General features: G+C 39.9%; 15 protein-coding genes. 11 read left to right on the plus strand and 4 right to left on the minus strand.

Features of this window, described 5'->3' with window-relative positions; all coding sequences use genetic code 11:
* Nucleotides 1–6 precede the first annotated feature (6 nt).
* The 3 genes from CQA58_RS07335 to CQA58_RS07345 are packed head-to-tail and all read left to right on the plus strand — an operon-like array spanning nt 7 to nt 2,317.
* Complete coding sequence (locus CQA58_RS07335; protein ID WP_115570063.1) at nt 7–609, plus strand: DNA polymerase III subunit delta'; 603 nt, start codon at nt 7–9, stop codon at nt 607–609.
* Nucleotides 609–1,754, plus strand: a complete 1,146-nt coding sequence (gene folP / locus CQA58_RS07340; RefSeq protein WP_115570064.1) for a dihydropteroate synthase — start codon at nt 609–611, stop codon at nt 1,752–1,754. Before CQA58_RS07335 ends, folP begins: the two co-directional genes overlap by 1 nt.
* Nucleotides 1,754–2,317 (plus strand): hypothetical protein, encoded by a 564-nt coding sequence (locus CQA58_RS07345; protein ID WP_115570065.1) that lies wholly within the window; start codon nt 1,754–1,756, stop codon nt 2,315–2,317. The genes folP and CQA58_RS07345 overlap by 1 nt, the downstream gene beginning before the upstream one ends.
* Here CQA58_RS07345 and CQA58_RS07350 read toward each other — a convergent pair whose 3' ends face one another.
* The 3 genes from CQA58_RS07350 to CQA58_RS07360 are packed head-to-tail and all read right to left on the minus strand — an operon-like array spanning nt 2,318 to nt 5,336.
* Complete coding sequence (locus CQA58_RS07350) at nt 2,318–2,977, minus strand: 16S rRNA (uracil(1498)-N(3))-methyltransferase (protein ID WP_115570066.1); 660 nt, start codon at nt 2,975–2,977, stop codon at nt 2,318–2,320. It lies immediately after the preceding gene.
* The gene (locus CQA58_RS07355; RefSeq protein WP_115570067.1) at nt 2,967–3,398 is read right to left on the minus strand and encodes a hypothetical protein; all 432 of its coding nucleotides are present in this window, start codon (nt 3,396–3,398) and stop codon (nt 2,967–2,969) included. Before CQA58_RS07355 ends, CQA58_RS07350 begins: the two co-directional genes overlap by 11 nt.
* Nucleotides 3,399–5,336 carry an OPT family oligopeptide transporter gene (locus CQA58_RS07360; protein ID WP_115570068.1) on the minus strand — a complete coding sequence of 646 codons (1,938 nt, stop codon included), beginning with the start codon at nt 5,334–5,336 and terminating at the stop codon, nt 3,399–3,401. It lies immediately after the preceding gene.
* A 235-nt stretch (nt 5,337–5,571) separates the two neighbouring features.
* On the opposite strand from CQA58_RS07360, the gene CQA58_RS07365 reads away from it, so the two are divergent.
* From CQA58_RS07365 to CQA58_RS07390, 6 genes are all read left to right on the plus strand, one after another.
* Nucleotides 5,572–6,882, plus strand: coding sequence for a sulfite oxidase (locus CQA58_RS07365; protein ID WP_115570069.1), 1,311 nt, complete (start codon nt 5,572–5,574; stop codon nt 6,880–6,882).
* A 13-nt stretch (nt 6,883–6,895) separates the two neighbouring features.
* Nucleotides 6,896–7,228: a hypothetical protein gene (locus CQA58_RS07370; protein ID WP_115570070.1), complete on the plus strand. Its 333-nt coding sequence runs from the start codon at nt 6,896–6,898 to the stop codon at nt 7,226–7,228.
* 142 nt (nt 7,229–7,370) lie between these two features.
* Entirely contained in the window at nt 7,371–8,798 is a 1,428-nt protein-coding gene (locus CQA58_RS07375) for a Do family serine endopeptidase (RefSeq protein WP_115570071.1), read from the plus strand.
* An 82-nt stretch (nt 8,799–8,880) separates the two neighbouring features.
* On the plus strand, nt 8,881–10,671 hold the full coding sequence (gene lepA, locus CQA58_RS07380) for a translation elongation factor 4 (RefSeq protein ID WP_115570072.1): 1,791 nt from the start codon (nt 8,881–8,883) through the stop codon (nt 10,669–10,671).
* 273 nt (nt 10,672–10,944) lie between these two features.
* Nucleotides 10,945–12,489, plus strand: a complete 1,545-nt coding sequence (locus tag CQA58_RS07385; RefSeq protein ID WP_115570073.1) for a flagellin B — start codon at nt 10,945–10,947, stop codon at nt 12,487–12,489.
* 50 nt (nt 12,490–12,539) lie between these two features.
* The gene (locus tag CQA58_RS07390; protein WP_115570074.1) at nt 12,540–14,441 is read left to right on the plus strand and encodes a motility associated factor glycosyltransferase family protein; all 1,902 of its coding nucleotides are present in this window, start codon (nt 12,540–12,542) and stop codon (nt 14,439–14,441) included.
* Between the two features lie 60 nt (nt 14,442–14,501).
* Here the strand turns inward: CQA58_RS07390 and CQA58_RS07395 are convergent, their stop codons facing one another.
* Nucleotides 14,502–15,200 (minus strand): hypothetical protein, encoded by a 699-nt coding sequence (locus tag CQA58_RS07395; protein ID WP_115570075.1) that lies wholly within the window; start codon nt 15,198–15,200, stop codon nt 14,502–14,504.
* A 164-nt stretch (nt 15,201–15,364) separates the two neighbouring features.
* Between CQA58_RS07395 and glnA the strand changes: the two genes are divergently transcribed.
* Complete coding sequence (gene glnA, locus CQA58_RS07400; protein ID WP_115570076.1) at nt 15,365–16,786, plus strand: type I glutamate--ammonia ligase; 1,422 nt, start codon at nt 15,365–15,367, stop codon at nt 16,784–16,786.
* 128 nt (nt 16,787–16,914) lie between these two features.
* Complete coding sequence (locus CQA58_RS07405) at nt 16,915–18,240, plus strand: hemolysin family protein (RefSeq protein WP_170126769.1); 1,326 nt, start codon at nt 16,915–16,917, stop codon at nt 18,238–18,240.
* The last annotated feature ends 249 nt before the right edge of the window (nt 18,241–18,489 follow it).

Below are 18,489 nucleotides of genomic sequence, written 5' to 3' on the forward strand. Positions count from 1 at the left end.
GAGAGAATGAGCGAGATTTATTTGACACAAGAGCCTTATGAGGTTTTAAATGAGTTAAATATCCCCAAAGCTCAACTTAGGGTTTTTGAGAGTGATGAGTTTAAGGTGGATAATGCCAAAGAGGTAATCGCTGAAGCCTATATCTCAAGTGCAGAGGAGAAGTTTATCGCCCTTATTGGCAAAAATTTCAATAAAGAAGCCCAAAACGCACTCCTTAAAGTGCTTGAAGAACCCCCTCACAATATTCATTTTCTTATTTTTGTGCCTTATAAAAATGTGCTCATTCCCACTATTCGCTCTAGAATGCGTTTGATTAACAAAACTATTTTTACCCCTCTTCCTCCACTAGAGCTTGATGTGGCAAATCTCAATTATGCCAAAATCTATGAGTTTTTAAAGAGTCTTGAGGGTATTTCAAGGCTTGAAGCTCAAGAGAGGATTGAGCGACTTTTGATTAGCATTCATCAAAGTGGCATTACTTTATCTCAAAAGGAGCTAGATTTTTTTGATTTGGCTTTGAGGGCAAATGCAGGATATGAGAGATTGGGACTGATTGTCGCTCCTATCCTCATCTCACTTATTGAAAAAAATCGCACAAGAAAAAAATGATGAAGACTTTTATCCAAAGGATTAACCCTAGCTCTTTGAGAAGAGAGTTTGAGAAAATTGGCGTAGATGAGGTGGGGGCAGGAATTATGGAGAAAAAATCTCACGACTATCTCTTTCATCTCTATGATTTGCCTTTGAGTGCTTTGCATATCCTCAAGCAAGAAGCCATAAGTGTGGGGGCAGATTTAGCCACTCCAAAAGAGGCGATTTTGTGTCAGAGCAAAAGCTATGAGGCGATTTTGCTAGGCAATCACTCTCAAATGTTGCGTTTGGCTCAAAAATGCCTCTCTCAACCCTTTGGGCTAAAAGCAGTGGCTCAAACACTCAAAGAGCATATCCAAGCCAAGAGCGAGGGCAAACCTCAAATTATGGCGATTTTGAATATCACTCCTGATAGTTTTTATGAGGGAAGTCGCTTTGGAGTAGAGGAAGCACTCAAAGAGATTGAGAGATATATTGAGCTAGGGGTGGAGATTGTGGATATTGGAGGAGCAAGCTCAAAGCCTGGAAGCGAATTAATCTCAAGTGAGGAAGAAATAGGGCGATTAAAGGGGCTTTTTGATGAGGTGGCAGAAAGAGGACTTGGAGAGAAAATCAAGCTAAGTATTGATACTTATAATTACAAAACTGCAGAATATGCTCTAAAAAGTGGATTTAAAATCCTTAATGATATTTTGGGCTTTAGTGATGAGAGAATGTTTGAGGTATGTGCCAAATACCAAGCAGAAGCAGTGCTAATGCACTCAAGAGGCACTCCTAAAGATATGCAAACCCTCACACATTACCCCTCACTTTTTGCTGAACTTGATGAGTTTTTTGGCTCAAAGATACATAAGGCTAGAGAGTTTGGAATCTCTAGTTTGATTTTGGATATTGGCTTTGGGTTTGCAAAAGAGCTAGAGCATAATCTTTCTTTGATTAGAGATTTGAGACATTTTAGACACTTCAATCTCCCACTTTTGGTGGGTGCAAGTCGCAAAAACACAATCGGACTTCTCACTCAAAAACCTATCAATGAGCGATTAAGTGGAACTTTGGCAATGCACCAAGTAGCTTTGGAGAATGGGGCAGATATTTTGAGAGTGCATGATGTGATAGAGCATTTAGATATGATTGCAATCACTCAGAGCTTAAAGGAATTGTAGTGGCAAAGATTGAGAAATTTATCACTAAAACATTACTTAACAATGGCTTCAGTCAAGAAGAGCTAAGTGCAATGAGTAATGAGGAGATTACAAAAACCTACAAAGAGGGGATACAAAGATTAGTTAATGCTTTCAATACTCACCCCAAAGAAGAGCATACCCACAAGGTTAAAAATCCTTTTTTGGAGCTAAAAAGTCCTGATGAGATTTATGAGATTCCTATTGATTTTTTGGCACATTTGGGGAGTGAAGATGTAACCTTGATGATTCATCGCAAATTTCGCTCTATCCCTATTGATAAGGTGCAAAAGATTACCTCACTTCTTTTTTGTATCTTTCAAGAAAAGATTTTAGGAGAGATTGAGAGCAAAATCGCTTCTTTGCCTGAAGATGAAAAACGCTCGATTATGGAGATTTATGAAAGACAAAAAGATGACACTCAACACCTTTTGCAAATCAATGAGAGATTACGCAAAGAAAAATTCCGTCAGCAATTTGAAAAAGTGCTAGAGATAAAAAGTATGATTCACCACTACAAAGAGAGATTGGAAGAGGAAGAATAATTAAAGCAAGATACTTGCAACATACACACAAGCACTCTCGCTTCTTAAAATTAGATTTTCTTTTGTAGAGTATTTGGGAAAGTTTTTTAGGATTTCCCTCTCTTTGGGGCTAAACCCTCCTTCTGCACCGATAAGAATAGGGAGTGAGGTTTTCTCTAATTTCTCTCCCCCAAAGTCAAACACTCCTACTTGTGGATAAAGCTTTAAGACTTCTAGGAGATTATCAAGTATTTCTAGCTTGATAGTATTGCTTCTTCCACACTGCTGAGAGGAATTGATAAGAATCTTTGTGAGTTTGTCTAAATCAACTCTCTCATTTCTTTGTGAATAATCAGCATAAAAAAGCGTGAGTTTTTGCACACCGAGTTCATTGAGAAAAGGGAGGAGTTTTTGAAGGGTTTTGCCCTCAATGATTGAGAGAATGATATGGGCTTGGCTTTGAGAAAGTAGGGGGAGATATTCTTTGTTTGTGAGTTTGAGAGTGGCACTTTTTCTATCAATCTTTTCTTGAGTGTAGAAGTAGAGGTATTCATCAATAAGATTGCGAAAAGCAAGAGTTTGGGTATTTTTGGTGCGTCTTGATTTGTAGAGATGAGTATAAAGCTCTCCTTCAATACTCAAAGTTAGATTCCCTGCTTGAGGGTGGAAGCTAAATTGCACTTTTGCTTCCAAAAAAGACTAGGATAAAACCAAGCAAATCAAGGAAATATAAAATCTTGGCTTTTTTGACATACTCTAGCATTGCCTCTTCATTTGTGCGTATTGCAACTTTGAGAAGTCTGATACGATAGATTTCTCCAAAAAGGACAAAACCTAGGTAAAAACTCATAGCAATTACTTTCAATGAAGTGAAATTGTGTTGCATTGCCAAGAGATTTAGCCCACTAAGAGCAGAAACAGCAATAAGAAAAAAAAGCAAGGGCATAACATACCAAATCTTTTTATTGAGGGCGACAAAGTTTTTGTAGGTAAAGAGTGTGATGAGGTTGATGACAAAGGGCAGAGCCAAAAAGGCACTGAAAAAATAATGATAAAACACAAGGCTAGAAAATGCCTTTTTGATCATATCTAGCTCTTGCATTTATCGCCTTTTGGTGAGATAGAGGTAAATGAGTGCAAGACTTGCACCAAAGAAAAGGAATCCCAAAGTTGAGAGAGCAGAAGAAGAGAGAGAGGAAGCAAAGCTTGGCATAAAGACTTCCTCACTTCCTCCTGAACTCACTGAAATCACGATAGCTCCAGCGATGAGAATCCCCATCAAACTTTCTCCCACGATAAGTCCTGAGGCAAGAAGTGTGCCTTTGCGTTTGAGGTTTTCTCTCTCTTGTTTTGGAGTGCGTTTATGGGCAATATAGGCAAGAAGAGCTCCAAAAAAGATAGGAATAGTTACCACAGGAGGAAGATATACACCCATTCCCACAGCAAGAGGAGGGAGCATAAGGTTTTTTCTCTTTAAAACAAGATCAGCACCAATTACAAGTATTCCAAGCACAGCCCCAATCCCAATATGAATCCAATTAAGAGTGCTTTTAAAAATCCCCTCAGCAATGGCTGCCATAAGGATTGCTTGAGGAGCATTGAGGGCATTGCTTTCTTTCATTCCCTCTCGTGGCAGATATCCGACAAAACCATAGGCTTCATAGAGGAGATTAAGCACAGGGGCAATCACAGAAGCTCCTACAATACATCCTAGCATCAAAATCACTTCTTGCTTCCAAGGAGTAGCTCCTACAAGCATACCGGTTTTGAGGTCTTGGAGATTGTCGTTTGCAATCGTGGCAACTGCAAAGACAATAGAGGTGGCAAACAAGCTTAGAGCGATGAAGAACTGCTTGTTGCCCTCATCAAGTTCAAGAGAGAAAAGTTTGGCAATCCCCAAAACACTCAAAGAAAGCAAAACCACGCCCAAGATTCCAATCCCAGAGATTGGGCTAGAAGATGAGCCGACAAGTCCTGCCATATAGCCACAAGTCGCTGAGATTAAAAATCCAATAATCACAGCACAAAGGCTAGAGACAAGCACAAAAGTCCAAGTAATTAGAGGAGAGAAAGAAGCTTTTGAAACAAAGTCATAAAAAACCACGATGATTAGAGCCACCACAGCTAGGAAGCTTAGAAGTAGCCATTTTGCAGGAATATCTTTTTGATCGCTTGTAGAGAATTTAAATGAGTGAGATAGCCCTTTGATTGTGGGTTTTAGCATATTGAGAAATGTCCAAATCGCAGCTACACCAATCATTCCCACACCAATAAATCTCACTTGGTGCTTCCAAATATCCATTGCAATCTCACCTATATCTCCACTTGCTGGAGTAAGACTTGAGATGATTGGCACTAGCACACACCACGCAATCAATACCCCCACCAAAACGGCAACCCCCACACCAATACCTACAAGCCACCCTGCACCAATGAGGGCAAGAGAGAAGCCAAAAGGGATTTGAAAAATCGCTCGTCCAATGCTAAAAAAGTATTCCACGCCATCAGAGATGACTTTCATTCCTTGAGAAAGAAAAGTCGAAGCACTTGCAAGTCCTGCACCCAAAAGCATTTCTTTTGCTCCTATGTCTTTCTCTCCCTTTTTCTCTCCAAGTTGTAAAACTTCAGCAGCAGCGATTCCCTCAGGGTAGGGGAGTTGATTTTTCTCCACTAGCTCGATTCTTGAAGGAATTGTAAAAATCACACCCAAAATCCCTCCACCTGCACAGATAATGAATGTATGCCAAAAATCAAATCCACTCCAATATCCCACAAAAAAGAGTGAGGGAATGATAAAAACCACAGCTGAAAGTGTCCCCGCAGCTGATACTTGAGTTTGTACGATATTGTTTTCTAAAATACTGCTTTTTCCAAGCATTTTAAAAAATGCCATTGAAAATACGGCAGCAGGGATTGAGGAGGCGAAAGTTAAGCCAACTTTCAATCCCAAATAAACATTGGCAGTGGTAAAAATCAATGTGATAAACACTCCAAGTAAAACCCCTGCAAGGGTGATTTCTTTGAGATTTTTTCCATACATTATTCAACTCCTTTAGAGATAACCTAGATAGTTTTGCAAAGGATTGCTTTGGATCTTAGATGATTTTGGGCTTTTTGCTTGACAAGACTATTTATCGAATTGTGTGATTCTAATAAAAAATATGCCAAAAAACAAATTTTTTGATAAATTTCTTTTATGTAGTCAAATGATTACTTACTTTTTGATAGAATCTACCTGCTTAATTAAGTGATTTTGTAAAACAAGGAGAGTAGATATGAAAAAACAAAAAGGAATCCACCAAGCATATGCTGAGAATCCACAAAAGGCAGATTTAGATATTTTTGGAAGAGAGGTTGATCCTATCAGCAGAAGAGGATTTTTGAGAAAATCTTCACTTCTAGCAATGGCTTCAATCATCGGCTCAAACATACCATTTGCAGAAAATATGCCAGGAGGAGTAATCCCTGCACTTTTTGCAAATAGTGATACACCCTTTAGTGTGGCAGGAAAAGATGGATTAATTTATCTCAATGATAAACCCATCACAGCAGAAACCCCTGTGCAATATCTTGATGCACCTTTTACTGCCCCAAATCATTTTTTCATCAGAAACAATGGAAATGCACCTGAGGAGGCAACTCTTGATCCCAAAAAATGGACTTTAGAGATTGGTGGGGAGTCTTGTAAAAAACCTCAAACTTTCACAATTGATGAGCTAAAGAAGAAGTTTAAAACCTACACTTATGCTCTAGTAGTAGAGTGTGCAGGAAACTCAAGGGCTGAAATCGTCCCAGCCACTAAAGGCAATCAGTGGAAAATCGGAGCTGTGGCTTGTGGTAGATGGACAGGAGTAAGACTAAAAGATGTTTTGGAGTATTGTGGGATTAAAAAAGACGCAGTTTATATCGGATACTATGGAGCAGATACAAGACTTGATGGCAATGCCGATAAAGCCACGATTTCAAGAGGTGTGCCAATGAGCAAGGCACTAGAAGAGGAGAGTTTGATTGCGTGGGATTATGAGGGAGAGCCAATCCCTTATATGAATGGATACCCTCTAAGACTTGTTATCGGTGGGTGGAGTGCAAGTGTTTCAGGAAAATGGCTCAAAAAGATTGTGATAAGAAACAAGGTGCATGATGGGGAAAAAATGAATGGGCAAAGTTATCGAATGCCTTGCAAACCTGTTGCACCAGGAGAGCAAGTGCCTGATGAGAATATGTGTGTGCTAGAGGGAATGGTAGTCAAGTCTATCATCACTCATCCACTCTCAGGACTTAAAACTTCAAACAAAACTCTTGATGTGAGAGGAAAAGCTTGGGCAGGAGATAGAAGTGTCAAAGAAATGTGGGTAAGTATTGACTTTGGAGCAACTTGGCAAAAAGCAAAGCTCAACAAACCTCTCAATCGCTTCTCTTGGCAGGAGTGGAGTGCAACTGTGAAATTCCCACAAGAGGGATATTATGAAGTGTGGGCTAGAGCAGTAGATGATAAGGGTGTATCTCAACCTATGGTATTGCCAGGGTGGAATCCACGAGGTTATTTGAGCAATTCTTGTCATAGAATCGCTGTGCGTGTGATTTAAGGTGAGGTGAGTGATGAAAAGAGTAGCCTCTCTTTTGCTTTTGGCAAGTTTAGGGTTTTGTGCAGAGCAAATTGATCCTGCCACAGGGATGAAAATCGCTGAGGGGTGGGAAACCGTGAGAGATAACTGCACGGTTTGTCATTCTGCCAAGATGTATACAATGACGACAGGAACACGCCAAGATTGGATTACAGCAATTAAGTGGATGCAAGAAACTCAAGGGCTTTGGGAGTTTGATCCTGAGACTGAAAAGACAATTTTGGATTATCTCTCCAAAGAATACGCTCCCAAAAACACTTCAAGACGCCGTCCATTACTTACTTCTGATCTCCTCCCTCCAAAATAATGGAGGGGGAATCCCCAAAAACGATTTGTCAAAATACCTTCTCAAAAGTTATTTAATGATTAAGTAGAAAGAGTTTGTTATCAAAATGTTTGCATTATGAGAATAATCTTTTTTGCTCAAAAATACAAAGTAAGGAGTTTTAATGAAAACTAGAGTTTTAACCCCAATTTTGCTGAGTGCAAGTTTGCTGATGGGGTTTGATGTAGAGGAGATGCCAAAAGTCCAAGATAGAGTATCTCCTGATATTGGACAAACAAGGATTTATTCTTTTAATGCTTCTATTGAAGGGGCTTCTCAAGTGGTTGTCAATATTTCCACTCAAAAGAAAATCAAAAGCCAAATGAATAATCACCCAATGTTTAACGATCCCTTTTTCCAACAATTCTTTGGAGATATGTATCGCCAAGTGCCTAAAGAAAAGGTAGAGAGATCTCTAGGAAGTGGTGTGATTATCTCCAAAGATGGATATATCGTTACCAATAATCATGTAATTGATGGTGCAGATAAGATTATGGTATCTTTGCCAGGGAGCAATAAAGAGTATAAAGCCAAAATCATCGGAACTGATTCTCGCACAGATTTGGCAGTGATTAAAATCGAGCAAAACAATCTTCCTAGTATCAAGTTTGCAGATAGCTCACTTGTAAAAGTGGGGGATTTGGTATTTGCGATAGGAAATCCTTTTGGAGTAGGGGAGACAATCACTCAAGGAATCGTCTCAGCTCTCAACAAAAATGGAATTGGAATCAATGATTATGAAAACTTTATCCAAACTGACGCTTCAATCAACCCAGGCAATTCTGGTGGAGCATTGGTGGATAGTCGTGGGGCTTTGATTGGTATCAATACTGCTATCATCTCACGCAGTGGAGGAAATCAAGGAATCGGATTTGCAATCCCTTCAGATATGGTCAAAAAGATTGTCAAGCAACTTATCGAAAAAGGGGGTATCCGCAGAGGTTATCTAGGGGTAGGGATTCAAGATGTGAGTTCAGATCTTAGAGATACTTATGGGGACAAAGAGGGGGCAGTGATTATCTCACTAGAGAATGATTCTCCAGCCAAAAAAGCAGGACTTATGGTGTGGGATCTCATCACAAAAGTCAATGGTAAACCTATCAAAAACTCAGCAGAGCTTAGAAATATGATTGGCACAATGTCGCCCAATGAGAAAGTTACAATCACTTACATTCGCGACAAAAAAGAAGCAAGTGTAACGCTCAATCTTGCAGAGCATAAAGACACCAAAGGTAAATCAGGCAAAAAAGCAGATACCAAAGCCGATCCAAAAGGACAAATCCAAGGAGTAACAGTGCAAGAAATCACTCCTCAAATCCGACAAAGAAGCAGAATCCCTCAAGATATCAATGGGGTATTAGTCACTTTTGTAAGTGAGGAAAGCCAAGCTTATGAGGCAGGATTTAGAGATGGAGATATTATCGCTCAGATTGAAAATGTAGCAATCACTGATATGAATGCCTACAACAAAGCCCTAGCACAATTCAAAGGCAAAACCAAGAGAATCTTGGTGTATAGCAACAATGGAGTTAAAACCATTGTGATTAAATAAACTAGATGGGATTTTCCCATCTAGCCCTTTTTCTCCCTCAAATAGTGTAAAATTCTCTCTCAATCTACTTTTAGGAAATTTAATGCAAAATATTAGAAATTTTTCAATCATTGCCCATATTGATCATGGCAAAAGCACCCTAGCAGATAGGCTCATTCAAGAGTGTGGAGCGATTAGTGATAGAGAGATGACAAGTCAAGTGATGGATACTATGGATATAGAAAAAGAGCGAGGGATTACAATCAAAGCCCAATCTGTAAGGCTAAACTACACTTATAAGGGCAAACCCTATATCCTCAATCTCATCGACACCCCAGGGCACGTGGATTTCAGCTATGAGGTAAGTAGAAGTCTAAGTAGCTGTGAGGGGGCATTGCTTGTAGTGGATAGCACACAAGGGGTAGAGGCTCAAACGATTGCCAATGTTTATATCGCACTAGATAATCATCTTGAAATCCTCCCTGTGCTAAATAAAATTGATTTACCTGCAAGTGATGTGGAGGGGGTAAAAGAGGATATTGAAAACACCATTGCCCTTGATTGTTCTGAGGCTTTGGAAGTGAGTGCTAAGAGTGGGTTAGGGATACAAGCCTTGCTAGAGGCGATTGTGGAGAAAATCCCCTCTCCTAGAGGCAACCCTGAGGCTCCTACAAAAGCCCTCATTTATGATTCTTGGTTTGATAACTATCTTGGAGCCCTCTCACTTGTGAGGGTGATTGATGGGAGCATTGAAGTAGGGCAAAAGCTTACAATGATGAACACGCAAAAAACTCACGAAGTGCTAAGTCTAATGTATCCTCACCCTATCCATCAGCAAAAAACCTCTAAGCTTTCTTGTGGAGAGATAGGGATCGTGTCTTTGGGGCTTAAAAGCCTTACAGATATTGCTGTGGGGGATACAATGACAGATGCCCTCAATCCTACTAGCTCCCCTGTGGAAGGTTTTATGCCTGCTAAACCCTTTGTATTTGCAGGAATCTATCCTATCCAAACTGACAAATTTGAAGAATTGCGTGATGCCCTCAACAAACTCAAACTCAATGATTCTGCCCTAGATTTTGAGCCTGAAACCTCTGTGGCGTTGGGCTTTGGGTTTCGTGTAGGGTTTTTGGGATTGCTTCATATGGAAGTAGTCAAAGAGAGGCTTGAGAGAGAGTTTGATTTGGATCTCATCGCCACTGCTCCCACGGTGGTGTATGAAGTGCATCTCACAAACGGAGAGGTGCTCAAAGTGCAAAATCCAAGCGAACTTCCCCCTGAGCAAAGGATTGCTACAATCCAAGAGCCTTATGTCCGAGCTTCTATCATCACCCCCACAGAGTATCTAGGCAATGTCATCACATTGCTAAACAATCGCCGAGGGGTGCAAGAGAAAATGGAGTATATCAATGAGAGTAGGGTAATGCTAGTGTATGCTTTGCCAAGCAATGAGATTGTAATGGATTTCTATGACAAGCTCAAATCTAGCACCAAAGGATATGCGAGTTTTGACTATGAGCCTATTGAGTATCGTGATGGCGATCTTGTCAAACTTGATGTGCGTGTGGCAGGGGAAGTGGTCGATGCACTCTCAATCATTGTAGATAGAAGCAAGGCTTATCAGAAAGGTAGGGCATTGGTAGAATCAATGAAAGAGCTTATCCCACGCCAACTCTTTGAAGTGGCGATTCAAGCAAGTGTAGGCAATAAAATCATCGCAAGAGAAACCGTGAAGTCGATGGGAAAAAATGTAACAGCCAAATGCTATGGAGGGGATATCACAAGGAAAAGAAAGCTTTTGGAGAAGCAAAAAGAGGGGAAGAAGAGAATGAAAGCTATCGGAAAAGTAGAGCTTCCACAAGAAGCGTTTTTGAGTGTGCTTAAGATTGATTAAGCCCCCTCCCATTTTTTCTCATAACTCCTCAAAAATCTTTTGCACTTTTGAGAGGTTGGATTTGATAGATTTCAAAACCTCATTTAGAGATAGTCTCTTTTCTTGATCGCAATAATGCTGCCAACTTGATTTTGACATTACTAAGAATATATCCAATGTATAAGATTGGGGATAGTAAGAAAAATATTTTGACCTCAAAATCTGTATTTGACAAAAATTGGAACACTAGTTGCTAATCGTCCTTGCGTAAAAACTTTTTAGTAAGGATACAAGATGGGTTTTAGGATAAACACAAACATCGCAGCACTAAATGCTCACGCAATTGGTGTTCAAAACAATCGTGCAATTGCTTCTTCATTGGAGAAGTTGAGTTCAGGTTTGCGTATCAACAAAGCAGCAGATGATGCTTCAGGTATGGCAATCGCTGATAGTTTGAGATCTCAAAGTGAGAGCTTAGGACAAGCAGTCAAAAATGCAAATGACGCTATCGGTATGATCCAAGTTGCTGATAAGGCAATGGATGAGCAAATCAAGATTTTGGATACAATCAAAACAAAAGCAATCCAAGCCGCTCAAGATGGGCAAACCACAGAGACAAGAAAGGCTCTTCAAGCAGATATCACAAGATTGCTAGAGGAATTGGATAATATCGCCAATACAACAAGCTTCAATGGTCAGCAAATGCTCTCAGGTGCTTTCACAAACAAAGAATTCCAAATCGGTGCATTCTCCAATACAACGATTAAGGCTTCTATTGGTGCGACAAGCTCAGATAAGATTGGACATGTGAGAATGGAAAGCTCTTCTATCACAGCTGATGGAATGAAAGCAAGTGCTGGGGCAAAAAACCTCACAGAAGTATCTTTTAATTTCAAAGAAGTTAATGGAACAGAAGAATACGAGATTGAAACCGTTAAGATTTCAAACTCTGCAGGAACAGGTATTGGAGTATTGAGTGAGGCAATCAATCGATATTCAGATAAGCTTGGTGTAAGAGCAAGTTGGAATGTAATGGCAACAGGAGGCGTGCCTGTGCAGTCAGGAACGGTGCGTGGTCTTACAATCAATGGTGTAAATATCGGGACAATCAATGATGTCAAGAAAAACGATGCAGATGGAAAACTGATTAATGCAATTAACGCTGTAAAAGACTCCACGGGTGTTGAGGCATTTATCGATATTACAGGAAGAATCAATATCAAAAGTGTTGATGGAAGAGCGATTTCGATTCAAACAACGAGTGCGAGTGGTGCGGTATTTGGAGGAGGAAACTTCGCGGGAATCTCCGGAACAAATCACGCAATCGTCGGTCGTCTCACTCTTGTTCGAACCAATGCTAGAGATATCGTCATTAGTGGAACAAACTTTAGTCATGTTGGATTCCATTCAGCTCAAGGTGTGGCAGAAGCAACGATTGCATTGCGATCTTTGCTAGGAGATTTCAATGCCAATGTTGCCTCAGCTTCAGGAGCTAATGCAAATGCCGCTCAAGCTACTCTAAACGCTCAAGGATTAAGCTCAGGTGTTACAAGTCTAGAGGGTGCGATGATTGTAATGGATATGGCAGAATCAGCAAGAATTCAGCTTGATAAGATTAGAGCAGATATGGGTTCAGTGCAAAATCAGCTCACATCAACAATCAACAACATTTCTGTAACCCAAGTCAATGTCAAGGCTGCAGAATCACAAATCAGAGATGTGGATTTTGCCGCAGAATCAGCGACATTCTCCAAGCACAACATTTTGGCACAAAGTGGAAGCTTTGCTATGGCACAAGCCAACCAAGTGCAACAAAATGTTCTCAGACTTCTCCAATAGTCTATCCCTCTCTTTGGGGGAATGGGGGGAATTTATTCTTAAGGCTTTAAATGAAAGACTTTTTCCAAAGCAATCTAGCGTGTATTGCAATCACAAATCCCAATTTAGCGTATAAACTCCAAAATCTCAAACCCAATAATCGCTATGAAGTGTTTATGAGTGAGGATATTGCCAATTATAATATCTATGATAAGCAAGAGCAAGTTTCTCTCTTTGCTACTCAACCCCTGCAAGAGAGTATGAAGCGATTTGAGGAGCTAAAAGGCTATGCGTATTATCCGTATTTGTATTTTTATGGGTTTGGAAATGGGGTGCTTTATAAACTTCTGCTCTCAAGTGAGGTACTGAAGCGTTTGGTGGTGTTTGAGCCTGAACTTGAAATGCTTTTTATTGCATTGCATTTCATTGACTTCTCTCAAGAGATTTTGGATAAAAAGCTTGTGATTATCTGCTCTCAAAATTTGAGCTATCAAGAAGTTGCCAATCTCTTTGATGAAGACAAACGATCCAAGCTCTATGCCAAAACCTATATGCTTGAGATTTTCAATGCGTATTATGAGCGATATTCTCAAAAGTTTTTTGAGCTAAATCACTACTTTATCAAAGCTATAGAACACGCTGTGGTTTCAGTGGGAAATGACGCACACGATGCAATCGTGGGGATAGATCATCATATCCAAAACCTCCCCCAAGCTCTGAACTCTCCCACCCTTGTAGAGCTTATCACTCAACTCAAAGGCAGAGATACAGCTATTATTGTCGCCACAGGGCCAAGTCTGTATAAGCAACTCCCATTGCTCAAAGAAATTGCTCCTTATGCGACACTCTTTTGTATCGATGCATCTTTCCCTATCCTCTATCAACACGGCATTAAGCCTGATGTGGTGCTTTCTTTAGAGAGAGTAGAGGCTACGGCAAAGTTTTATGAAGAGACTCCAAAAGAGGCATTTGAGGGCGTGGTTTTTGCCCTCACTTCAATTGTGCATCCACGACTTAAAAAGGCCGTGGAGGACAAAGGAGGATTGATTCAATATAGCTTCCGTCCCTTTGGATATACCACTTATTTTGGGATTGACTCTTATGGGTATCTAGGTATTGGAATGAGTGCGGCAAATATGGCGTATGAAATGGTGGTGCATTCTAGGTTTAAGCGTTGCATTATTATCGGACAAGATTTGGCTTTTGGAGAGGATGGAAGCTCACACTCTAAGGGAGCGATTTATGGAAGTGATGAGATTAAGCCAAGAGAAAACAAAGTCTATGTTACCAAATATGGTGGAGGAGGGGAGGTTGAAAGCACACAAGTGTGGAAAATGTTCCTCAACTTCTATGAGCGAGATATTGCAAACACGCCTTATCCTTTGGAGGTGATTAACTCCACTGAAGGGGGAGCAAGGATTGAGGGGAGTAAGGAAGTATCCTTCAAAGAGGCAATCGCTTCTATCCCAAGAGAGATTAAAGCTCCAATTATTCTCACTTTCCCAAGAGTGGAGGAGGTAGAGGAAAATATGGAACTTGTTTCAAAAAGATGCCAAACTTGGCTCAAAGAGGGAAAAAGTAAGCAAAAAAAGATTGAAAAAGTCTTCCTTAAAGTCGCAGAGTTTTGTGATGAGCTAGAAAAACTCAATGAAGCAAATGAGCTAGAAAAAATCGATTATAAAAAAATGGATAAGCTCTACAAGGAGATTGACAAAATCAAAGATTTTTTCAAAGATCCTATCTTTGGAGCGACTTTTATTGATGCCTTGCAGTCTTATATCTTTCATCAAGAGATGGATATAGCCAAAGTGCTAGTTAAGAATACTCAAGATGAAATGCAAAGAAGAGCCAAACAAATTGAGCTAATTTTCTTGCATAAATATTGGCTCTTCTCCCTTGCAGGAGGAATGGATAGTGTGCTTGAGGTAGTCAAAAAAGCAACAAAGACTTGGAAAAAAGTCAAAAAAAGCTAAAAATTGCTCTTTTTGGGGTATAATTCCCATCACGTTCAAGGGCGGACTTGCGCCCACCTTTCAAAATCCTCTTATATTTATACTCCGATATGCTTTCATCATTGGATTATCAATACAATCAATCAAGTCATCTAAAAATTCTAAAATCTTATCAGGCATTATCCCTATGGTTGTGCCTCTTTCTTTGTGGGTAATGCGTGGGAATATCTCTGCATTGTCCTTGATTGTAACCTTGAATAAATTTTCCCAATGAAATGCACGATTGCGAATATTGCGAATGAGATTGAGGGCAGTATTGACTTTTTCAACATTGGAGAAGTGATTTTTTCTGCCATTGATATAGAAAAAGTTTCGATTGCTCCAATGATACTTCTTAAAATCTATCTTTCTCAAATCAAACATATAATGCTTGATTTCATAGTGATTGATAAGCCCCACAATCTCCCCAAGCATAAGAGAGGAGAGGATTTGAGAGGGGGAGAGAGATTGGAGTGGAGTATGTCCTTTTTGGGAGATTAGCCCTAAGCTCTCTTCTTCTTTTATCCACTCTTCTCCTACTAATTCCTTAAGGCAAAAGTCCATTTTGTTACGCAAATAGATTTCTAGCTCTGCAATCTTATGTCCTGCCCTAAAGGCTAAAATCCTGTTTGCATAGTATTGCTCTATATTTCCTTTATAGCTCTCTAATCTTTGAGATGAGAGGATAGAGATGATATCTTTATCAAAGCTTTGAAGTATCTCAATTGGGAGTTTTTTCATTTCTTCTCCTTTGAGTGGATTTCAAAGATTTTAGCACACTTGAGACTTCAATACTTTTTGGCAATGAGGGTTTATATAGGAAAGAAACACAAAAAAGCAATATCTTGTAGGCTTCTAGGCTTATTTTTGTTTTAAAATTGCATTACAAATTCTAAGGAGAAAAGATGAGAGAGCAAATTAGAGAGTTTTTTGCAAGTTGTAGTGAAAATGAGGTTGAGTTTATCGACTTTAGATTTACTGATATCAAAGGCACTTGGCATCATGTGAGTTTCTCAGCGAGTGCAGTAGATGAAGATGTATTTGAGAAGGGAATCGCTTTTGATGCAAGTTCTTTGCCAAAGTGGCAACCTATCAATCGTTCAGATATGATTCTCAAACCTGATCCTGTGCGATACTTTATCGATCCATTCAGTGCAGATGCGACAATGGTTGTGTTTTGTGATGTGTGGGATATTTACAAAAATCAGCCCTATGAGAAATGTCCTAGAAGTATCATCAAAAAGGCAATGAGTTATCTCAAAGAAAGTGGAATCGGAGATATTGCCTACTTTGGGCCTGAAAATGAGTTTTTTATCTTTGATAGTATTAAAATCAAAGACAATATCAACACTCAAGCCTATGAGATTGATACAGAAGAGGGTGAGTGGAATAGAAACAAAGAATTTGATGGTGTGAATATGGGGCATCGCCCTGGCACAAAAGGAGGGTATTTCCCTGTGCCACCTATTGATAGTATGGTAGATATTAGAGCTGAGATGGTAAAAGTGCTTAATCAAGTGGGGATTGAAACTTTTGTAGTTCATCACGAAGTTGCTCAAGCACAAGGCGAGATTGGGATCAAATTTGGCGATATGCTAGAAGCTGCTGATAATGTCCAAAAGCTAAAATATGTTGTCAAAATGGTTGCTCATCTCAATGGCAAAACTGCTACATTTATGCCAAAGCCACTTTATGGAGATAATGGAAGTGGTATGCACACTCATATCAGTATTTGGAAAGATGGCAAAAATCTCTTTGCAGGAGATAAGTATCAAGGGCTAAGCGATATGGCATTGCATTTTTTGGGAGGGGTATTAACTCACGCAAGAAGTGTGGCAGCTTTCACTAATGCTTCTACAAACTCCTACAAACGCCTTATCCCTGGGTTTGAAGCCCCTTCAATCTTGGCATATTCAGCTCAAAATCGCTCTGCAAGTATCCGAATCCCCTACAATCAAGGAGAGAAAGCCAAGCGATTGGAATTTAGATTCCCTGATAGCTCTAGCAATCCTTATCTTGCATTTTCTTCTTTGCTTATGGCAGGGCTTGATGGGATTATCCACAAGCTCCCTGCAGGAGAGCCTATGGATATAGATCTCTTTGAGCTTACACTTGATGAGATTAGAGATAAAGGGATCAAACAACTCCCTCACACTCTAAGAACAGCGATTGAGGAAATGCTTTTGGATAGGGATTATCTCAAAGTGGGAGAAGTCTTTAGCGAAGAATTTATCCAAACCTATAAAGCCTATAAATTTGAGGCTGAAATTTGGCCTTGGGAAGCTCGTCCTCATCCATTTGAGTTTATTAGCACTTATAGTTGCTAGTCTGCAGAATCGGGGGGTGCATAGGGGTTGCTCTCCTATTGGTTTATCTTTGGAAATCAATTTAGAGAATATTTAAGCCAAATGGTGCTAGAATGTGGGTTTTATTTTACTCAATAAGGAGTTAGTCTTTGGACCCTTACCAGTCGGTTTTGATGGTATTTTTCGCATTAGTGCTTGTTTTTTTGAATGGTTTTTTTGTTCTCTCAGAGTTTGCAATCGTCAAAGTGCGTCGCTCCAAATTAGAGGAGTTGGCCAAAAACGGCAGTTCAAGTGCCAAACTTGCTTTAAAAATCACAAATTCTCTTGATAGTTATTTGAGTGCTACCCAGCTTGGTATCACACTCTCCTCACTTGCTCTAGGGTGGATTGGAGAACCTGCGATTGCTAAGATTTTGGAAGCATTTTTTTCTCTGTTTATCAGCCAAGAAAATGAGGTTTTGATCCACTCTATTAGCTTTGTGATTGCTTTCACAGCCATTACTTTGCTTCATGTGGTTTTAGGGGAGCTTGTCCCAAAATCTATCGCTATTGCAAAAGCTGAGAGTATCACGCTTTGGGTATCACGCCCATTGCATTATTTTTGGCTTTTGCTCTATCCATTTATCCGATTTTTTGAGATTTTGGCAGGATTTTTCCTCTCTCTTATTCGCATTCGCCCTGCCACAGAGCATGAGATCGCCCACTCTGATGAAGAGCTCAAAATCATTGTGGGGGAGAGTTTGAAGGGAGGGTTTTTGGATTCTGTGGAGGGGGAGATTATCAAAAATGCTGTGGATTTCTCCGATACTGTGGCAAAAGAGATTATGACACCACGCAAAAATATGATTTGTCTTGATGCAGATGAGAGCTTTGAGGAGAATCTCAAAGTCATTATGGAAACCAACCACACACGCTATCCTTACTTCAAAGAGAGCAAAGACAATATTTTGGGAATGATTCATATCCGTGATTTGCTTGGAGAGATGAGTGAGAAAAAGAGGGATTTTAACTCTATTTTACGCAAGATGATGATCGTCCCTGAAAATGCTTCGATCTCTGACATTCTCAAGAAAATGAATAAAGAGCAAATCCATACAGCTTTGGTTGTCGATGAATATGGTGGCACTTCAGGGCTTTTGACGATGGAAGACATCATCGAGGAGATTGTGGGAGATATTTCAGATGAGTATGACTCTGTTGATGAGGAATGCTCTCAAATCAATGAGAAAACTTATAAAATCAGTGGAATGCTAGATTTGGAGAGTGTAGAAGAGGAGCTAGGGGTGAGCTTTGAAGATGATCACGAGCAAGTAACTCTTGGGGGTTATGTCTTCAATCTCTTAGGAAGATTGCCAGAAGTGGGCGATGTGATTGAAGATGAGTTTTGTAGCTATGAGGTGCTTGAGATGGATGGAGCAAGAATTAATGAGCTAAAAGTTATCAAAAAAGATTTGCCACAAGAAGAGCAGGAGTAGGGGAGGGAGAGGCTTTATCAGTCTTTCAAAAACACTTTACAATCCAAAAACTTACAACAACAAGTCAAAACCCTATGGTATCCCATACCCTTTGGGATACCATCAAACCTTGCACTCTAATTCTTTCTATCTCAAACTCCCACCCCCTCTATAAAACTCTGTGATACCTCTCCCCTCTAATACTCAAACCTAGAGTGATAAGAGGTATCATCAAGCCTTATAGATATATAGAGAAAGACTCTTAAGAGT

The sequence above is a fragment of the Helicobacter brantae genome (assembly GCF_003364205.1).
In the GTDB taxonomy this organism is placed as follows: domain Bacteria; phylum Campylobacterota; class Campylobacteria; order Campylobacterales; family Helicobacteraceae; genus Helicobacter_G; species Helicobacter_G brantae.